The sequence below is a fragment of the Helicobacter bizzozeronii genome (assembly GCF_900196775.1).
Taxonomy (GTDB): Bacteria; Campylobacterota; Campylobacteria; order Campylobacterales; family Helicobacteraceae; genus Helicobacter; species Helicobacter bizzozeronii.
In genome coordinates this window covers 19,904-35,572 of sequence record NZ_FZLB01000026.1, presented here as the reverse complement: position 1 = coordinate 35,572, position 15,669 = coordinate 19,904, and the positions used below count along the sequence as shown (strand labels likewise).

The following is a 15,669-nucleotide window of genomic DNA, read 5'->3' as shown; positions in this document are numbered from 1 at the left end:
GGTGTTTTGGGGGGGGCTAGGTTTGGGAGTGGGTTGCTGGAAATAATAGCTATAAATGGTTAAAAAAATAAAGGAGAGCGCAACGGCTAGAATGAGTTTTAAATTATTGTCTTTCACTATGGACCTTGAGGATGTAGTAAGGGGAGGGGGTTTTAGGGTTTAAGGGCACTAAGAAATACAGCAAGGTAACTTCTTTAGGGGCGCAAAACATGGGTTGGATAGGCTTAGAGCCAATGGGGTAGGCAATCCCGCCAGCAGTGTAGGGGTGGCAGGATAAAATGCGTTTGGCAATTTTATAGAGGGCTTTAGGGAGACTCTCACAATGTATAAGCCAGAGGGCATAAGCCGAGCAAGTGGGGTAATAACGGCAAGAAACGGGCTTGAAAACTGAAAAATACCTATAGAGGTGCAAAAGTCTAAGGCAAAAGGCGCGCATGGGCATCAAGTGGGGCTAAAAGAGCCATGTTTTTTCTTGGGCTTGAGGGGCTTTGCCAAACGAGCCAGTATCTGTTCTTTTAACTCTGGGTAACTCAAGGTGTCAATACCCACTTTAGCCACAAACACAATGGCTTGTTTTTCTATGGGTGCATGCCTTAGGATTGCGCGCACGCGCCGCTTGATCAAATTACGGCAAACCGCATTCCCCACTTTTTTAGAAACGCTCAAACCCAGTAGGGAGGTAGGGGGGTGGTTGAAAAAAACACCATGCTGGTCCAAGTGCAAGCAATGCATCACAAAAAGCGGGTGGTGTTTTTTAAAACCCTTTTTATAGACATAGCTGAATTGTCGGGTTGTTTTTAACGATTGCACTCAACAACTAAACGGCGAGTTGTTTGCGACCCTTTGCTCTCCTAGCATTGATCACCTTGCGCCCATTCTTGGTTTTCATGCGCACTAGAAAACCATGTGTGCGCTTGCGGGGGGTGTTGTGGGGTTGGTAGGTGCGCTTCATCTTAAATCCTTTAAAAAAGCAAAAAATATCGGAGCATTTTAGCCTAAATTCTCTAAAAACTATCTAAAATCACGGGTTTTTGTTCTTATCCTCAACCAAAATATAGAGCTGGTTTAAGTGGTTGGTTTGCAACAAATCCACCACCTTGACAAAACTATCCAAGTTGCTATTTTTATCGCCTTGTAAAATAATGGGCGTGTCTTTGGCATAGCCTCTCACAGCGCGCCTAAGCGCCTCAAAACTCACTTTTCGTTTGTCTAGGTAAAACTCGCCTTTGTGGGAGATGGCGATATTGACTTGCTTTTTATTCAGCACATCTTGGGCATTATCCGAACTCTTATCCACTTTGGGGATATTGATGGGCAACTTGGAGGTTTGCACAAAAGAGGCGGTGGTGAGCACGATCACCAAGAGCACGAGCATAATGTCGATAAAGGGGACGACATTCATGGAGTCTATTTTTTTCATCAGTCTATATCCAAGCGGTTATAGGAGTTTTCCTCCGTAGCGGGGTGGTGGTAGATGTCCCACTTGGTCATGATGACTTCGCTTTTACGCACCAGCATGTTATAAATCACCACAGAGGGGATCGCCACAATCAAGCCCATACCCGTAGCCTTGAGTGCAAGGGCTAGACCGACCATGATTGCCTTAGTATCCACCGCACCCGTGTTGCCCAAATCAATAAAAGTGAGCATGATCCCCGTTACCGTCCCTAGCAAACCGATATAGGGCGCATTGGAGCCAATGGTCGCCACCAAAGTTAAACGGCGGTGCAAATCCAGTTCTAATTTGCGTTTGTCCATGTAATCATCCACCCGCATGGTGGCGTAAAACCACACCCGCTCAATGCCAATGGCGATCACAATCACGGAGAGGAATGCCAAAAACCCTAAAATCCCATACTCCACCATTTCTTTCATTAAAGTCCAAGAACCCATCATATCTTTCATCAAGAACCCTTAGCGTGATTTTTAAAGGCTATTTTAGCATCTATTTCTAACGCCTTTTTTTTCATGTCCTCCCTTTTGTCATAAAGCTTTTTCCCTTTAACCAAAGCAATTTGGAGTTTGACGCGGTTTTTTTGATTAAAATACAATTTCAACGCCACAATGCTTAGGCGTTGCTGCCCCACTTGGTTAAACCACTTGCGTAATTGCTTTTTGTGCAAGAGCAACTTTCGAGAACGCCTCTCATCGGGTCTGTAGTGGGTGTTTGTATTTGCCAAGTGCGCCACATGCATGCCAAATAAAAAAGCTTCACCGCGCACGATCCTAACAAAATTATCCTTTAAATTCACCCTACCCATCCTGATCGCCTTGACCTCAGAACCCACCAGCACGATCCCTGCTTCTAGGCTTTCTAAAATCTCATAATCAAAGTAAGCCTTTTTATTGCGCGCAATCTCTTTCAAGCACCCCCCTTAAGCGTAAAAAAGCCACTCCCACTCCCGCTAAAAAACCAATGGGGGGGTAATTGCTTTTCAAGTTGTGCTAGCTTAGGATAAGCTTTTAATGCAGGGGTGAGCAGATCATTTAAGGCACTGCGATTATATTTTTTGAGCAGTTGGTCACTGGGTAAATCCATGCCCTCAAGGGGGCTAGTCTTTTCAAAAAGCGCATAAACCCTAGCGGTTTGGCAAGACACTGGGGGGGTTAAAATCTCCCACTCTAGGGCGCTCTCTTCAAAGGGGCTAACCCATTCGCCCCGACCATAGACATGCGCACTAGAAAAACCCGAGATAAAAAAATTCACATCGCTCCCCACCTGCGCCCCGATCGCATAGCATTCCGGCAGGCTCAAATCTAAGTTTAAACGCCTATTGAGCTGGGCTAAGAGCATGCCCGCATCCGCACTCCCCCCGCCCAAGCCCGCTTGGGTGGGGATGTGCTTTTCAACCTCAATATGGAGGGTGTCTAGGAGTTTTAAAAGACTGGAGGGGGTTTGTTTGGCTTGCAAATGTTGCTTTAGGGCTTGGAGCATTTTATAAATGGTGTTTTCTTGCAAGGCACAACCAAAATCCCCCTTAAGGGCAAATGCCGATCCGGTCTTGATGGATACAAAATCCTTAAAGGTGTTTTTCACCAGCACCAGCCTAGAAATCAAGGTGTGATACCCCCCATGCAACCCCAAGATTTTTAAAAAGACATTGATCTTAGGATAGACCTCAAAACTAAAGGGGATCACTTCAATTTACCCAGTTGGATGGATTGCCCCATACCCGCTAAGACCTCATCGCTCACCGTTTGGGAAGCCTTTTGATTCTCAGAGGCGACCGCTTCTTTGAGCTCAGAGCGCAAGATCAGGGTATGGGCTGGGGCTTGGAAACCGAGTTTGACATTGCCCTTGTCAATGGAAACCACCTTGATATAAATATCCTCCCCAATCACCACCCCCTCGCCTAGCTTTCTGGCTAAAATCAACACGCTATATTGCCTTATTCTGCGCTAATTTGCACGCTCTCCATCACATCGCCCTGTTTGAGAGAATCGAGCACCTTGAGGCTTTGTTCCTCTTCAATCTGCCCAAAAACCGTGTGTTCGCCATCCAAATGGGGTTGGGGCGCAAAACACAAGAAAAACTGACTCCCCCCGGTATCACGCCCGGCATGCGCCATGGATAACGCCCCCCTCTTGTGCTTGTGGGGGTTATTTTGCACTTCGCATTTGATGCGATGCCCCGGACCACCTGTCCCGCTCCCATAAGGGCAACCCCCTTGGGCGACAAAACCGGCGATCACGCGGTGGAAACTCAGACCATTGTAAAAGCCCTCATTAGCCAAAGTGGCAAAATTGCTCACCGCTTGGGGCGCGTCCTTGCCAAAGAGGCGGATTTTAATTACGCCCTTATTGGTGTGGATTGTGGCGTAATTGTAGGTGGCTAAGACTTGGGGTTCTAGATTGTAAGTTTTGAGTGTGTCCATAAAATCCTCTTAGAGTTAAAAGATTCAAGCATTTTACCGATTTCAACTTAATTTATCAGCATGGGGCGTGTATGCGGGCATTGGCGGTTATCTTAGGGTTGTTGGCACTGGGGGCATTGCAGGCTGAGGGGATCAACACCTCCTTAATCCACCCAACTCAAAAAACCAACACCCCCAAAAAACACCCCCAAAAAAACAAACCCCAAAAACCCCCCAAATCTGCCCCCACATCTGAGCGTTGGATTTATAGCAGTGCGTTTTTAACCGCCTATTTTAGCGATGGGCATTACAAACAAGGCTATGGGCTCTTATTGCCCAATGGGAATTACTTGAGTGCCTCTAGCTTGGTGTTCGATCAAGGCATGTATGCCCAAACCATCATGGCTAGAATGCAAGATGACAGCGCGCCCTTACTCATCTGTGTTGCCCGCCTACGCCTTAAAGCCATCGATCGCAACCGGGGGCTTTCCCTCTTGGGCACGCATCTTTTCACCAATGATAATTGCCAAGTGCGCCCCGAGAGTTACTACCATGCCCGCATTTACAAAAAATACGCCCAAAACCTCCTAGCCCATAGCCCAACACCCAGCACCAAAGCCCTCTACTACCCCCAAGTAGGCTCTCAAAACGCCTTTGAGGTCCAAAATCTGCACAACCCCTCTAGTTTGCAAGATACCCCCCTGGGCCGCCCCCTTTTTGATGCGCATGGAGTCTTCATGGGCATGCTTGGCGATCAGCAAAATCAAATTAAAGTCATTAAAAGAGGGGTGATCACTGACTTTTTACGCGCCATGCAGAAACACAAATTGCTTTAATTCTCTAGGGTAATTTCTAGGTTTGTGGCACAAAAGCACAACTTGGGAGTGGGTGGTGCTCCAAAAGGGAGCACGCCATGAAGTTGCTAATAATCCTAGCGGTATTAGTGGTTCTAACCCAACCACGAGGATTATTGTGCCATAACTTCCTTAATTTTGTGCTGATTCCCTTTAATTTTGGTTATAATTTTAGCTTATGGCGCACATGGTGGTCTGCTTTGGGTCATTCGGAGAATAAGACTTAGAGCTTAGGGTTGGGGGGATAGTGGGAGCAAAGCGACGCTTTGCCCCTCCAGAAAGGAGGCCACCATGAAGCAAATGCTGATAATCCTAGCGTTGATGGTATTCTTCACCCAATACCTCCGCTAAGGCGAACGCCCCCTTTGGGGGGCAGTCGCGCTAGGATTATTGTACTATAACTTCTTTAATTTTACGCTTTATTTTTCTCTTTGGTTATAATACTTCTAACGATACGATGGTGATCGCCTTTTCGCCTATTTGGAGAACAAGATTTAAAGCTTGGGGTTGGGGAGATAGCGGGTGATCTCTCAGAAAGGAGATCACCATGAAAATTTTCGTGTTCTTAGTGGTGCTAATGGTGGTTTTGGCGACTCCATTGCGCTAAAAGCTAGGGTGCTTGGGGGAGCACCCTACCACTGGGAGCATTGTATCGGATTTTGGTTAAATTTTCCCCTTATTCTTCCCACAAGTCTTTTAATAACGCCACAAACCCCGGTTGTTTGTTTTGCAAAACTCTAAATGAATCTAGCAGGTGCAAGAATTGATCGCGGCTCAGGGCGTAAATATCACGGGCGATAGTGATGTCTAGCCCTGCGCGTTTGGTGTTTAAAAGCTTTTGGGTTTTGGGGATGTCTAAAGGGGTTGTAAAGAGAGTTTTTAGCTCACTGAAGTGGTTAGCTGAATCGTAATAAAGCTGGCATTCTAGGGCAGATTTGGCAATCGCCAAATAAAGGGGATTGTTAGCGATCTCTTGGGGAGTGGGCTGTGGGAGGGGGAGTTCATAGAGGTAAATTTTGCTGATATTCATTTGAGAATGCAGGCGCAAGAGAAAATCCACCACCAAAGAATTAAACAAACCCAAAATAAAGAGAGTTTGCAAAGGGGGCGTTTCTAGTATGCCCTTTGGGGTGTAAGTGTAGGGCACGCTCAAATACATGCTATGCCCTGCGGTGTAATTTCTAGGAATCAAACTCACAATGAGGCTTCGCTCATTGGTGTCGCTGGCAATCCCACGATACCCCAACCTCAAATATTGATACTCATAGGCAATCGTCCCGCTGTAGCCTCCCTTTTTAGCGCGGTGTTGTTCTCTGCTTTTAAGTCTCTCTTGGAGTGCCTCTGCTTCCACGCCATAGCGTGGGGGGCAAACTCTGCATTGAATTGGTGGATGTGTTTGCCCTCTAGCAGGGGCAAAAGCTTAGCTTTTGCTTGGGTTTTAGCGCGCGCGTCTATGGGTTTAAACAAGTCTTTATCCCCTGTCATGTGCAATTCGGATCGAAAACCTAGCCACATTTGGGGTTTGAATAAATCCTTATCCCCGCTCATATCCAACTCACGCCTAAAATCCAACCACCCCTCATTAAGCCGTGCAAACTTTGAGGCACAATGATCTAAAATCTCTAAATCTAGGGCATTACGCACTTCCTTAAGCGCGCATTTGGGGGTTTCTAGTAGAGCTGTCGGGGAGATCAAAAGGGGGCTTTGTTTGGCAATGTCGCTCACATTTTCTAAGTAAAAGAGGGCTTTAATGGGTTGTTGGCTCTTTTCTTGGTTCAAGCCCAGCAAAGCGAATTTGTAACAGCGATGCACGCTAGGAAAAATGCCTTGGCGGTTTTCAAAACTATAAAAAAACTCTAGGGCGTGTTCTTTTAAAATCTGTGCCCTCAAGTGCAAACTCCCCTCTTCTAACATCAGCGCGCTAGGAATCACTAAGGCTAGCTTGGCTTGGGGAGCTAGCAGGCTCAAATTGCGCTCGATAAAAAATCTAAAGAGATTGCCATCGCCTGCCCCTCTGCTGTTGGGGTAATGGGCTTTGTAATAGGCGTTGGTGGTTTGGATTTTGGCTTGCTGTTTGTCAAACTCTTCTTTAATGTAGTCTTTGGCTAGGGCTTCTGCTTTAAAATCTGCTTTTTCTGCAAGGGAAAAGGTGCGATACGCGCTTCTAAAGCTAGAAAAAAACTCGCTTTCATCAAATTTGGTTTTCTCCCAAGGGGGGTTAGTAACAATGGCATTAAAGCCGCCAAATTGCCCCCCGATCACTAATTCGGGGAAGGCGATTTCATAATTGAAGAAATTAAATTCTTGGGCGTATTGTTCTATGCACGCTTTGACCTCTTTATACTTTGGGGTGTGTAATTGGTCTAGGTCAGCCATTGCGTTAATTGTCAAGCCTTGCGTGTTGGCGCGCCATGTTTCTTGGGCTTTTAGGTGAGCCTCTAAAAGGGGGTTGGGGCTTTTCTCTTCTTGCCTGTTCTCTTTGGGCTCTTTGAGGTTGAGTGCCATGATCTTGTGGGTGTTGTAAAAGTTGAGATAAAAATTGAGCTTGTCTAGCTGGGGTTTTAGGCGTTGGTAGATTCTTTTAGAGTGGGCGATCTGCTTTTGGGTGCGATCTGGGATATTGGCTAGCAGAGTGGCGCGCCTTTGTAGGGTTTTGAGCTTTTTAAAGAGGTGGTCTAAAAAGAGGTTTTGGGTTTTGTCTTTGGGGTTTCTCTTGCGATCCTCTCGGGTCAAAAACCCTTCAAACTCTTTAAGGGAGCAACCTATGAGCGCGTTCCCGCACTTGATATGGTGTTCTAAAAAGCTTAAAGGCATGCCAAAGATAAAGCTATCAATCCATAAAGAGAGTTTAGCTAACTCGATGCTGAAGGGATTGACATCTACCCCATAGATCATTTTCTTTAAAAGCAGGCGTTTTAAAATCGCCGCTTCATCGACTTCATAGGCGGGGTTATAGGCTTGCACTTGCGCGCTTAGGGTGTTGATCTCCTCTTGTAAGAGGGGGCGCAAGGCTTCAAAGCCTAAAGCCTTTTGACTAGCCTGATTGAGGGCTTCTATTAAGAATGCGCCACTCCCACAGGCATTGTCTAAAATCTTAAAGTTTAGGACATTGTCATCATTCAAGCCTGCTAGGGCGTGCTCTACTAAGCTTTTGGTGATGTCCTCATGGGTGTAAAAACTCCCGCTAGACTTCCTAGAGTTGGAGGTGTTTTTGAGATAAATTTGCCCCTTAGCGTAGTGTTGGGTTTTTTTGGCTTGCTTTTGGATTTTTTGGTAGTCGTGATTGTCATAATAGCCCTCCCCTTTGGGTGTGGTGCAGTAGTGCAATTCTTCATCAGCCAAAGCGAAAAAGTAGGACATCAACCCCTCGTAAATGCTCCCCAAATGCACCACGCTTAGAGTGGCGTAACCGCGTTGGGATTCTCCATAGTAGAGGAGATGGGTTAAAATCTGTTTTAAGAGTTTGTCGCTGATGATCTTGCCCTTTTTAAAAAGGGCGGTTTTTTCAGGCTCAAAAAGTCCGCCATCAAACAAGGGCATGGCGTAATTCTCATTGCCCTCATTGTAGATTTGGAAAATTTCTTCTAACTTGCCCATGCCATAGTGGGTGTTGGGGTTATTCTCTATCCACTCTAAGATGTTATGGATGCTCAAATGCTTGTTAAACCCGCTATGGGCTTTGAGCGTGTCCTCAAACTTGTCTTCAAAGTAGGCGATAAAAAGTAATCTAAAGAGAAAATAGAGGGTGTTTTGATAAATCTCTTTGAGTGTGGCTTGTGGATTGCGTGCGTATAGGGCTTTGCCGATGTCTTCAAATAAAGAGAAGTCATAGCCCTCTGTGCCATAGATGAGATTTTGTAAATCTTTTTCGACAGCGCTCTTGTGTTGCTCATTGGCTTGCAGGGTGGTGCTGATTTGGGGGGCTTGATCTTGGGAGTCAAAGTTAGCGGCGTTGAAAATGTGGTAAAAGTAGAGAAAATGTTTTAAGTCTTGGGTTTGCAAGATGAGCTCTAAATTGATCTCAAAAAAAACTTTATTGTAAGTGGGCTTGCTTGCGTCATAAAAACGCCACACCCTCCCATTGGTCAAAAAGCCGTAATTGTGCCGTAACGCATTGAGATAGCCTAAAAGTTGGTAATGGGGATTGTGGGTGATTTTCTTATTATCTATGGCGACGCTGTAAGCCTTGCTCTCACAGATCACGCTGAAAAAGGCGTTACTGGCGTATCTTTCTGCTTTGTCTAGGGCTTGGTATTCTTGTTTTAACTCTGGGCTAGCAAAGAGTAAAAAATCGGGCTTTTCTAGTTTGTCTTGGATGATCTTTTCTTCTTGGCGTAGATACTCCCAGCCCAAGAGTTCTAAGACTTTGGCGATGAAGCCATCTTCAAACTGGTGTTCGTTGCTGGTTTTAAAGTTTTGCAGTTTGAGGGCTGTCATTTTCTCTAGGACTTCTTGGGCTTGCTCTTTTGTCTGTTCAAAGTTGTAGAGTTTGGGGAGTTCTTGCTCTAGGGTGTAGGGGGTGAAGAGGTTGTTGTGGATGTAAAACATGGGAATAGCCTTTGTCTAAATCGCTTGAGAATTTTAGCACACTCTGGTTATTTAATGTTATCCTAAGTTATCCTAAGGGATTTTGTCTCTAGGGTGCTTGCGGTGGGTTAGGAAATCTACTTTGGAAGGGTTATCATGGTTAGTGTCTTTTTGACATACTCCCCGCACTCAAAGCTAGAGGATTGAAGGTATCATCAAAGCTAGCCCGCTAGGCATGTCTTAGTGCCTCTACTCCAAGAGTTAAGCCCGCTCTCTATGAATATCCACGCTTGCGTTTAAATCTCTATCCAAAGAAAACCCACAAGAGGGGCAATTTTGGCGGGCACTATATGCCCGCTCCCTATCTTTTAGACTCAAGTCCTCTTTGAGTGCCCCGCAATTAGAACAAGTTTTAGAGCTGGGAACAAAAGCATTGCTTTTGATGAAACCTATTTTAACCACTTGGATTTTTCTCTCCAAGATAGCCACAAACTCACTAAAAGTCAAATCATTGATTTTGCGCTCCCGTTCTCAGATTTTTGATTTTTCTGTGCAACCTCCAATCTCTCTAAAACCAAGGAGCGTTATCAAAAATACATCCGCTCAACATTGTCATTCACTTTAAAAAGGCTTAACTCTTCACCCTCTAAAAAACCCCTTTTGTGCAGTTATCCGACCAAGCACAACCTAAAGGGGGGAGGATTTTAGCACCATTCCTCTTAAAAAGACCAAGTGGGGCAAATGCATGCAGAACTTGAAAACACCGCTAAAAACGCAGAATAAATTTTTTACCAAATCTAAAACTTAGAGCTCATGCCTTAATCTTGGCATCCTTAATCACAAAATACGCCGTGGGGATGATAAAGAGGGTCAAAACCACGCTGGTGATCATCCCGCCTAGCATGGGGGCGGCGATGGCGTGCATGATCTCTGAGCCCACGCCATGGGAATACATGATGGGGATCAAAGAGACCAAAATACTAAAAAAGGTCATCAATTTGGGGCGCACGCGTTGCACTGCCCCGTGCATGATCGCCTCTTTGAGTTTGGCGCTTGTGTGTTGCTCTTCTTTTAAGAAGTTTTGATAAGCGTCTTCTAAGTAAATGATCATCACAATCGCGGTTTCACTTGCCACCCCTAAAAGCGCTAAAAAGCCCACTAACGCAGCGATGCTTAAATTAAGCCCTAGCAGTTTCATAAACACCAACCCGCCCAAAAAGGCAAAGGGTAGGCTAAAGAAACATAAAAGCGAATTTGTGGGGCTTTTAAGAGCAAATACAATCAACAAAAAGATCACAAAAATACTCATGGGCACGATGTATTTTAAGGTGGCAAAAGCTTCATCGAGGTATTGGCTCTCCCCTGAAAACTCATAATAATACCCACTAGGCAGTTTAACACTTTCTAAAAGTTTTAAGGCAGCTTGGCGGTAGGTCTCAGAGCTGACCCCATTTTTAGGCACGATGTAAATAAAATGCACATTCAAGCCCTTTTCGCTTTTGAGCACCGCCGGGGCGTTGGCATAGTAGATATTGGCAAATTCTCTTAAAGGCACAAAACTAAAGGGGGTTTTGATGTAGAGATTGTCTAAACTCTCGATGTTGTTGCGTTGGGTGTCTTGCAGGCGTACCGAAATGGGGTAACTCTCCACGCCATCAATGAGAGTAGAGATGCTCGCCCCCCCCACGCCATAGCTGATCATATTCAAGACGGCTTCTTTGGTGATTCCATACTGGGCGAGCTTTTCGGGGCGTAAATCCACATTGAGGTAGTAGCCATTATTGGATTTTTCAGCAAAGACAGACAGCGACTCGGGCAGGGTTTTTAATTTTTGCTCCATTTGGATCGCCAATTCTTGTAGCAAAGTGGGGTCTTTGCCATAGAGCTTAATCCCTAAGGGCGTGCGAATCCCGGTTAAAAGCATGTCAATACGCCCCCTAATGGGATAGGTCCAAGAATTGACTAAGCCCTTTAACTGCAGGGTATTTTCTAGGGTGTCCCTTAGTTTTTTATAGGTTAAGCCCGGCCGCCATTCGCTCTTGGGCTTGAGCTCAATGTAGGTTTCTAGCATGGAGAGTGCCGCGCTATCTGTGCTGCTATTAGCCCGCCCGGCTTTACCAAAGACTTGTTTGACCTCAGGGATCGCCTTAATGCGTTTGTTGGTTTCCTCTAGGTATTTTTTAGCCGTGTCGATTCCTACCGCATTGGTGGTTACGGGCATATACATCACCACGCCCTCATTAATGGAGGGGATGAACTCCCAGTTGAGTTTTTTATAAACCACATAAAGCCCGCCTAGCCCCAGCACGCTTATAACCAAAAAAACATACCGCAAACGCAACACAAATCTAAGGCACACCCCGTAAATCTTAATGAAAAAGACATTGATCGGGTTTTTGTTCTCCGCAACAATTTTGCCCTTAATGAGCCAAAGCATTAAAATAGGCACAATGCTAATGGAAAGCAAAGCCCCCACCAACATCGCAAAGGTCTTGGTATAAGCCAGTGGGGAAAATAGCCGTTTTTCCTGCCCGCTCAAATCAAAAATAGGCAAAAAAGACACCACGATAATCATCAATGCAAAAAAGATGGCGGGTCCCACTTGTTTTACGCCCGCAATGATCGCCTCTTGGCGTTCTTGCTCATTTTGCATATTGGCATGCCCTAAATGCTTGTGTGCGTTCTCCACCATCACAATAGCAGCATCCACCATCGCCCCAATGGCAATGGCAATCCCCCCCAAGCTCATAATGCTCGCCTCAATGTTGAAAAAATGCATCAGTAAAAAGCTCAAGCACACACAAAGGGGCAAAGTGATGATGACAACCAATGCGCTTCTAAAGTGCAACAAAAAGATCGCAATGATAACCAGCACGATCACGCTCTCTTCTATGAGGGTGTGGATGAGATTATCCACCCCCTTTTGAATCAACTCGCTGCGATCATAAACGGGCACAATCTGCACCTCTTGATTGCCCTCTTGCAAATGTGCGATTTTTTCTTTAATGCGTTGCAAAATAGCATAGGTGTCGGCGTGGTAACGCACCATCACAATCCCGCCCACGACCTCCTGCTCGCCATTTAAGTTTGCCACTGAACGGCGGGGCTTGGGGGTAAAATTGATCGTGGCGATGTCTTTAAGCTTAATGGGGGTTAGATTAGGGGCTTTGAGCACAATTTGGCTCAAGTCCTCTAAACTTTTGGTGTATCCTTGTGCGTGGATGATCTTTTCAAACCCATTTTCTAAGATGATCCCCCCGCCTGTGTCCTTGTTGGACTTTTTGATCGCATTGATCACATCCTGGATATTCAAATCGTATTTCACCAATGCATCATTATTAATCGTAACCTCATAATTGCGCTCAAACCCCCCCACGCTAGCGACCTCGCTCACCCCATCCACGCCCAACAAGGCATAGCGGTAATAAAAATCCTGTAAGGTTTTCAACTCGGCTAGATTCTTGGTCTTGCTTTTAAGAGCATATTGATAAGCCCAGCCAATGGAGGTTGAGTCGCTCCCCATTTCCACCTTAGCCTCTAGGGGCAACTTGACCCGTGCCATCTGTTCGCTCACCCGATCCCGGGCAAAATACAGATCCACGCCATCTTTAAAGATCACATAGATCAAGCCGGTTTCATAGCTGGCAATCCCACGCACGGTTTCAATATCAGCAATCCCCATCAAATTAGAAACCAGCGGATAAACCGCTTGTTCTTGCACCACTTGGGGGCTTTGATTAGGGTAGCTCACCTGCACGACTACTTGCGTGGGGGAGAGATCGGGTAGGGCATCTAGGCGGGTGTGTAACATCGCCCAAATGGAGATGAGAAAGAGCAAGAAAACCCCCATCACAACGATCAATTTATTCTTAAGGCTCAAAGAGATCAACGCATTGATCACTATTCATCTCCATTATTGATCGCATCGGCATCTAAGATAAAGAGCGCATTTCTAGCCACCTCATCGCCTGCCTTTAAGCCCTCTAAAACTTGATAACTCCCATCGTTCAAGCGTTTGGCTTTGATCTGCGTGAATTCAAATGAATCATCATCTTTCTTGAACACCACCGCATGCCCGTTTTTGATGAGCACCGCCTCTTTAGGCAAGATGAGTATTTTTTGCTTGGGCTGGTAGATCGTAACTTTGGCAAACATATTGGGGAAAAAGAGCTGATCTGGATTCTTTAAAATAAAGCGGGCTTCAAGCATTTTATCTTGCACGCCCACAAGGGGATTGATGTTGGAAAACTCCAAATTAAAGATCCCGGGCACACCCTCGACACTGATTTGCGCCTTAGATAAGTGGCGCACAAAGTCCAAATCTTCTTGATTGACCCTCACCAGCACATACAACGCCTTTAAGTCAATGATTTGGAACACCAAAGCCCCACTCTTAATAAATTCCCCCTCATTAATGGTCTTGCTGAAAATCACCCCACTAAAGGGGCTACGCATTTCGATCTCATTCTTAATTTTCTTGGTTTGGATGATGCTTTCAATCTCAACGCTGGGGACACCCAGTAAGCGCAATTTCTCACGCATCGCCCTCACCTGACTAGAAAAGCGCAAAGAGGAGAGCAATTCGCTTTGCACGGATATAAGGGCAGGGGAGTAAATGCTAAAGAGCTTGTCCCCCGCCTTAACATTTTGGTAAGTGCGATTCACATATAGCTTTTCTACAAAGCCATCAAAGCGCAAGTTAAAAGAATAAACCCTGCGTTCATCGGCAGATAAGGTGGCGTAATATTGTCTAAAAGGGGCAAATTCTTTCAGTTGCACCTTCACACTGCCCACCGCTTGCAAATGCGCCAAGCTTAAAAAAAGCCCTAAAATCCACTTTTTCATTGCAGTCCTTTTAGGTTTTCTAGCGCAAGGTAGTTTGTGGCTAAAGCACTCTTAGTTTCTAGCTGTAACAACTTTGTGTTGATGGTGTCGTTAAAAGCATTGTAATAGCTGTTGTAATCGCCCTGCGATGAAGGCAAATTGTCCTTATAGATTTGCACGATGTGTTCGCTCGCTTGTAAAATTTGTTCAATATTGGCTAAATTCTTTTGTAATTGTGTGAGTTTCTTAATCAATTTGCGGGCGTTGTGTTGCACGCTGTTTTTTATGTTTTCTAGAGAGTTTAATGCCACCAAATGCTCTTCTCTACGCTGTTGTAGAGTATTGTTTTGTTTGCCATAGATGGGTAAGGGGATTGCTATACCGATGGTGAACATGTCAAAGATTTTAGAGCGGAAGAGATAGTTAGCGGTTACATTAATATCTTCTAAAAAACTCTTTTTGGCTAAAGTGATGTTTTTCAGGGCTTGGCTGTTTTGCAAACTGGCGATTTTAATTGTGCGGTTAGTTTCCATGATCTCTTTAAGCTCAACTTCGGGCTTAAAGGCTATGAGGCTGGGAGCCAGGCTTAACAAATCACTTTGATTGAAGGTAAGCTCGCTGATACTAATCTTATTGTCCGCTAGGCTGTCTTGCAAGTCGTTTTGCTTGATCTCCCATTGTGCCTTTATCACCTCTAATTTAGCAATGGCAATTTGGTCGGGATTGCTGGAGTGTTTGGCCCTATAGAGTAAATTCTCTATATTGTCTAAAGCGTCTTTAAGTAAGGCTAATTTTTGTGTGTTTTTATAGACATTGATAGCATTGCTCAAGATATTGATAGCAATTTGTTGCTTGAGTTGTTCTAATTCTAAAATCTTTTTTTGCCGTTCAATTTGCACCACTTGCTTTTGTGTGTGCCTTTTGCCATTCACATCAAACTTTTGACTAAGCCCCACGCTGATACTCTGCATAAAACTCGAATCGAGGATAAAAAAGTTATTGACATCGGCATTATTATAGCCCACATACAAGATCGGATTATCCCAACGGCTCACCGCCTGCGCTTGGGCTTGCAAGCTGTCAATCTGTGCCTGTAGGCTGGCAATTTTAGCGTTTTTGACAAGGTATTTTTTATACACCACTTGCAAGTTTAAAGGAGTGGCTAAAGCCACACCTTGCAAAGCGACAAACAATAAGTGAAGGAATAACGCGCGCATTAAATATCTACGCTACCCTTGCCTTTATAGGTTTTGCCCTCTTTGGTTGTGATCTCCACTTTGACCTGCCAAGTCCCGCTCATGGGCAAATTCACGCTCGCCTCATACACGCCATCTTTTTCTTTGACTTGCGCTTTTTCGTGCATAGCAGGCATGCCCGGCATTTCAGGCATGCTAAATTTGAGCTTAAGCTGTGCGCCCTTAAGGAGTTTGCCCCCTAGAGTGGGCGTGAGGCTAAAATGGTTATTCCCGCTCACCAGCTTAGCGCTGGATTTAAAAGACACGGCGACCTCTTTAGCCTTAATTTGCATCTCCCATGCATGCAAGCTCCCAAATGCAAGACCACATGCCAAGATCAGGCTACCTAATTTTTTCATCGCAAACTCCTTTGTA

Annotated in this window: 17 protein-coding genes; 1 reads left to right on the top strand and 16 read right to left on the bottom strand. The window is 45.2% G+C overall.

Annotated elements, in window-relative coordinates:
* Positions 1 to 103: 103 nt before the first annotated feature.
* The 9 genes from yidD to C5684_RS03490 form a co-directional block, all read right to left on the bottom strand.
* Complete coding sequence (gene yidD / locus C5684_RS03530) at positions 104 to 442, bottom strand: membrane protein insertion efficiency factor YidD (RefSeq protein ID WP_013890353.1); 339 nt, start codon at positions 440 to 442, stop codon at positions 104 to 106.
* Positions 442 to 810 carry a ribonuclease P protein component gene (rnpA, locus tag C5684_RS03525; RefSeq protein WP_013890352.1) on the bottom strand — a complete coding sequence of 123 codons (369 nt, stop codon included), beginning with the start codon at positions 808 to 810 and terminating at the stop codon, positions 442 to 444. The genes yidD and rnpA overlap by 1 nt, the downstream gene beginning before the upstream one ends.
* A gap of 7 nt (positions 811 to 817) precedes the next feature.
* Positions 818 to 952: a 50S ribosomal protein L34 gene (gene rpmH, locus C5684_RS03520; protein ID WP_013890351.1), complete on the bottom strand. Its 135-nt coding sequence runs from the start codon at positions 950 to 952 to the stop codon at positions 818 to 820.
* A gap of 69 nt (positions 953 to 1,021) precedes the next feature.
* On the bottom strand, positions 1,022 to 1,420 hold the full coding sequence (locus tag C5684_RS03515) for an ExbD/TolR family protein (RefSeq protein ID WP_013890350.1): 399 nt from the start codon (positions 1,418 to 1,420) through the stop codon (positions 1,022 to 1,024).
* Complete coding sequence (gene exbB, locus C5684_RS03510) at positions 1,420 to 1,875, bottom strand: TonB-system energizer ExbB (protein ID WP_094185710.1); 456 nt, start codon at positions 1,873 to 1,875, stop codon at positions 1,420 to 1,422. The genes C5684_RS03515 and exbB overlap by 1 nt, the downstream gene beginning before the upstream one ends.
* A gap of 29 nt (positions 1,876 to 1,904) precedes the next feature.
* Positions 1,905 to 2,366: an SsrA-binding protein SmpB gene (smpB, locus tag C5684_RS03505; protein WP_104638562.1), complete on the bottom strand. Its 462-nt coding sequence runs from the start codon at positions 2,364 to 2,366 to the stop codon at positions 1,905 to 1,907.
* The gene (locus C5684_RS03500; protein ID WP_199764483.1) at positions 2,363 to 3,136 is read right to left on the bottom strand and encodes a 4-(cytidine 5'-diphospho)-2-C-methyl-D-erythritol kinase; all 774 of its coding nucleotides are present in this window, start codon (positions 3,134 to 3,136) and stop codon (positions 2,363 to 2,365) included. Before C5684_RS03500 ends, smpB begins: the two co-directional genes overlap by 4 nt.
* Complete coding sequence (locus C5684_RS03495) at positions 3,136 to 3,378, bottom strand: carbon storage regulator (RefSeq protein WP_104639435.1); 243 nt, start codon at positions 3,376 to 3,378, stop codon at positions 3,136 to 3,138. The genes C5684_RS03500 and C5684_RS03495 overlap by 1 nt, the downstream gene beginning before the upstream one ends.
* Positions 3,379 to 3,389: 11 nt before the next feature.
* Positions 3,390 to 3,875 (bottom strand): peptidylprolyl isomerase, encoded by a 486-nt coding sequence (locus tag C5684_RS03490; protein WP_104638560.1) that lies wholly within the window; start codon positions 3,873 to 3,875, stop codon positions 3,390 to 3,392.
* A gap of 71 nt (positions 3,876 to 3,946) precedes the next feature.
* Here C5684_RS03490 and C5684_RS03485 point away from each other — a divergent pair, with 71 nt between their 5' ends.
* Positions 3,947 to 4,690: a hypothetical protein gene (locus tag C5684_RS03485; protein WP_104639434.1), complete on the top strand. Its 744-nt coding sequence runs from the start codon at positions 3,947 to 3,949 to the stop codon at positions 4,688 to 4,690.
* Positions 4,691 to 5,384: 694 nt separating this feature from the next.
* Here the strand turns inward: C5684_RS03485 and C5684_RS09475 are convergent.
* From C5684_RS09475 to C5684_RS03455, 7 genes are all read right to left on the bottom strand, one after another.
* On the bottom strand, positions 5,385 to 6,059 hold the full coding sequence (locus tag C5684_RS09475) for a hypothetical protein (RefSeq protein ID WP_233708645.1): 675 nt from the start codon (positions 6,057 to 6,059) through the stop codon (positions 5,385 to 5,387).
* Positions 5,957 to 9,256 carry an Eco57I restriction-modification methylase domain-containing protein gene (locus C5684_RS03480; RefSeq protein ID WP_233708644.1) on the bottom strand — a complete coding sequence of 1,100 codons (3,300 nt, stop codon included), beginning with the start codon at positions 9,254 to 9,256 and terminating at the stop codon, positions 5,957 to 5,959. Before C5684_RS03480 ends, C5684_RS09475 begins: the two co-directional genes overlap by 103 nt.
* Before the next feature lie 240 nt (positions 9,257 to 9,496).
* Positions 9,497 to 9,742, bottom strand: a complete 246-nt coding sequence (locus C5684_RS03475; protein ID WP_013890343.1) for a zinc ribbon domain-containing protein — start codon at positions 9,740 to 9,742, stop codon at positions 9,497 to 9,499.
* Positions 9,743 to 10,046: 304 nt separating this feature from the next.
* Positions 10,047 to 13,136, bottom strand: a complete 3,090-nt coding sequence (locus C5684_RS03470; protein WP_104639433.1) for an efflux RND transporter permease subunit — start codon at positions 13,134 to 13,136, stop codon at positions 10,047 to 10,049.
* Complete coding sequence (locus C5684_RS03465; protein ID WP_104639432.1) at positions 13,136 to 14,080, bottom strand: efflux RND transporter periplasmic adaptor subunit; 945 nt, start codon at positions 14,078 to 14,080, stop codon at positions 13,136 to 13,138. The genes C5684_RS03470 and C5684_RS03465 overlap by 1 nt, the downstream gene beginning before the upstream one ends.
* The gene (gene crdB, locus C5684_RS03460; RefSeq protein ID WP_193365365.1) at positions 14,077 to 15,276 is read right to left on the bottom strand and encodes a copper resistance outer membrane protein CrdB; all 1,200 of its coding nucleotides are present in this window, start codon (positions 15,274 to 15,276) and stop codon (positions 14,077 to 14,079) included. The genes C5684_RS03465 and crdB overlap by 4 nt, the downstream gene beginning before the upstream one ends.
* Positions 15,276 to 15,653, bottom strand: a complete 378-nt coding sequence (locus tag C5684_RS03455; protein ID WP_158650181.1) for a FixH family protein — start codon at positions 15,651 to 15,653, stop codon at positions 15,276 to 15,278. The genes crdB and C5684_RS03455 overlap by 1 nt, the downstream gene beginning before the upstream one ends.
* Positions 15,654 to 15,669: the final 16 nt, after the last annotated feature.

What these genes read in the sequence shown, in the direction of transcription:
- exbB (WP_094185710.1), bottom strand. Translation starts at nt 1,875, where the DNA reads ATGAAAGAAATGGTGGAGTATGGGATTTTAGGGTTTTTGGCATTCCTC.
- C5684_RS03480 (WP_233708644.1), bottom strand. Translation starts at nt 9,256, where the DNA reads ATGTTTTACATCCACAACAACCTCTTCACCCCCTACACCCTAGAGCAA.
- C5684_RS03465 (WP_104639432.1), bottom strand. Translation starts at nt 14,080, where the DNA reads ATGAAAAAGTGGATTTTAGGGCTTTTTTTAAGCTTGGCGCATTTGCAA.
- crdB (WP_193365365.1), bottom strand. Translation starts at nt 15,276, where the DNA reads ATGCGCGCGTTATTCCTTCACTTATTGTTTGTCGCTTTGCAAGGTGTG.
- yidD (WP_013890353.1), bottom strand. Translation starts at nt 442, where the DNA reads ATGCCCATGCGCGCCTTTTGCCTTAGACTTTTGCACCTCTATAGGTAT.
- C5684_RS03490 (WP_104638560.1), bottom strand. Translation starts at nt 3,875, where the DNA reads ATGGACACACTCAAAACTTACAATCTAGAACCCCAAGTCTTAGCCACC.
- C5684_RS03455 (WP_158650181.1), bottom strand. Translation starts at nt 15,653, where the DNA reads ATGAAAAAATTAGGTAGCCTGATCTTGGCATGTGGTCTTGCATTTGGG.
- C5684_RS03515 (WP_013890350.1), bottom strand. Translation starts at nt 1,420, where the DNA reads ATGAAAAAAATAGACTCCATGAATGTCGTCCCCTTTATCGACATTATG.
- rpmH (WP_013890351.1), bottom strand. Translation starts at nt 952, where the DNA reads ATGAAGCGCACCTACCAACCCCACAACACCCCCCGCAAGCGCACACAT.
- C5684_RS03485 (WP_104639434.1), top strand. Translation starts at nt 3,947, where the DNA reads ATGCGGGCATTGGCGGTTATCTTAGGGTTGTTGGCACTGGGGGCATTG.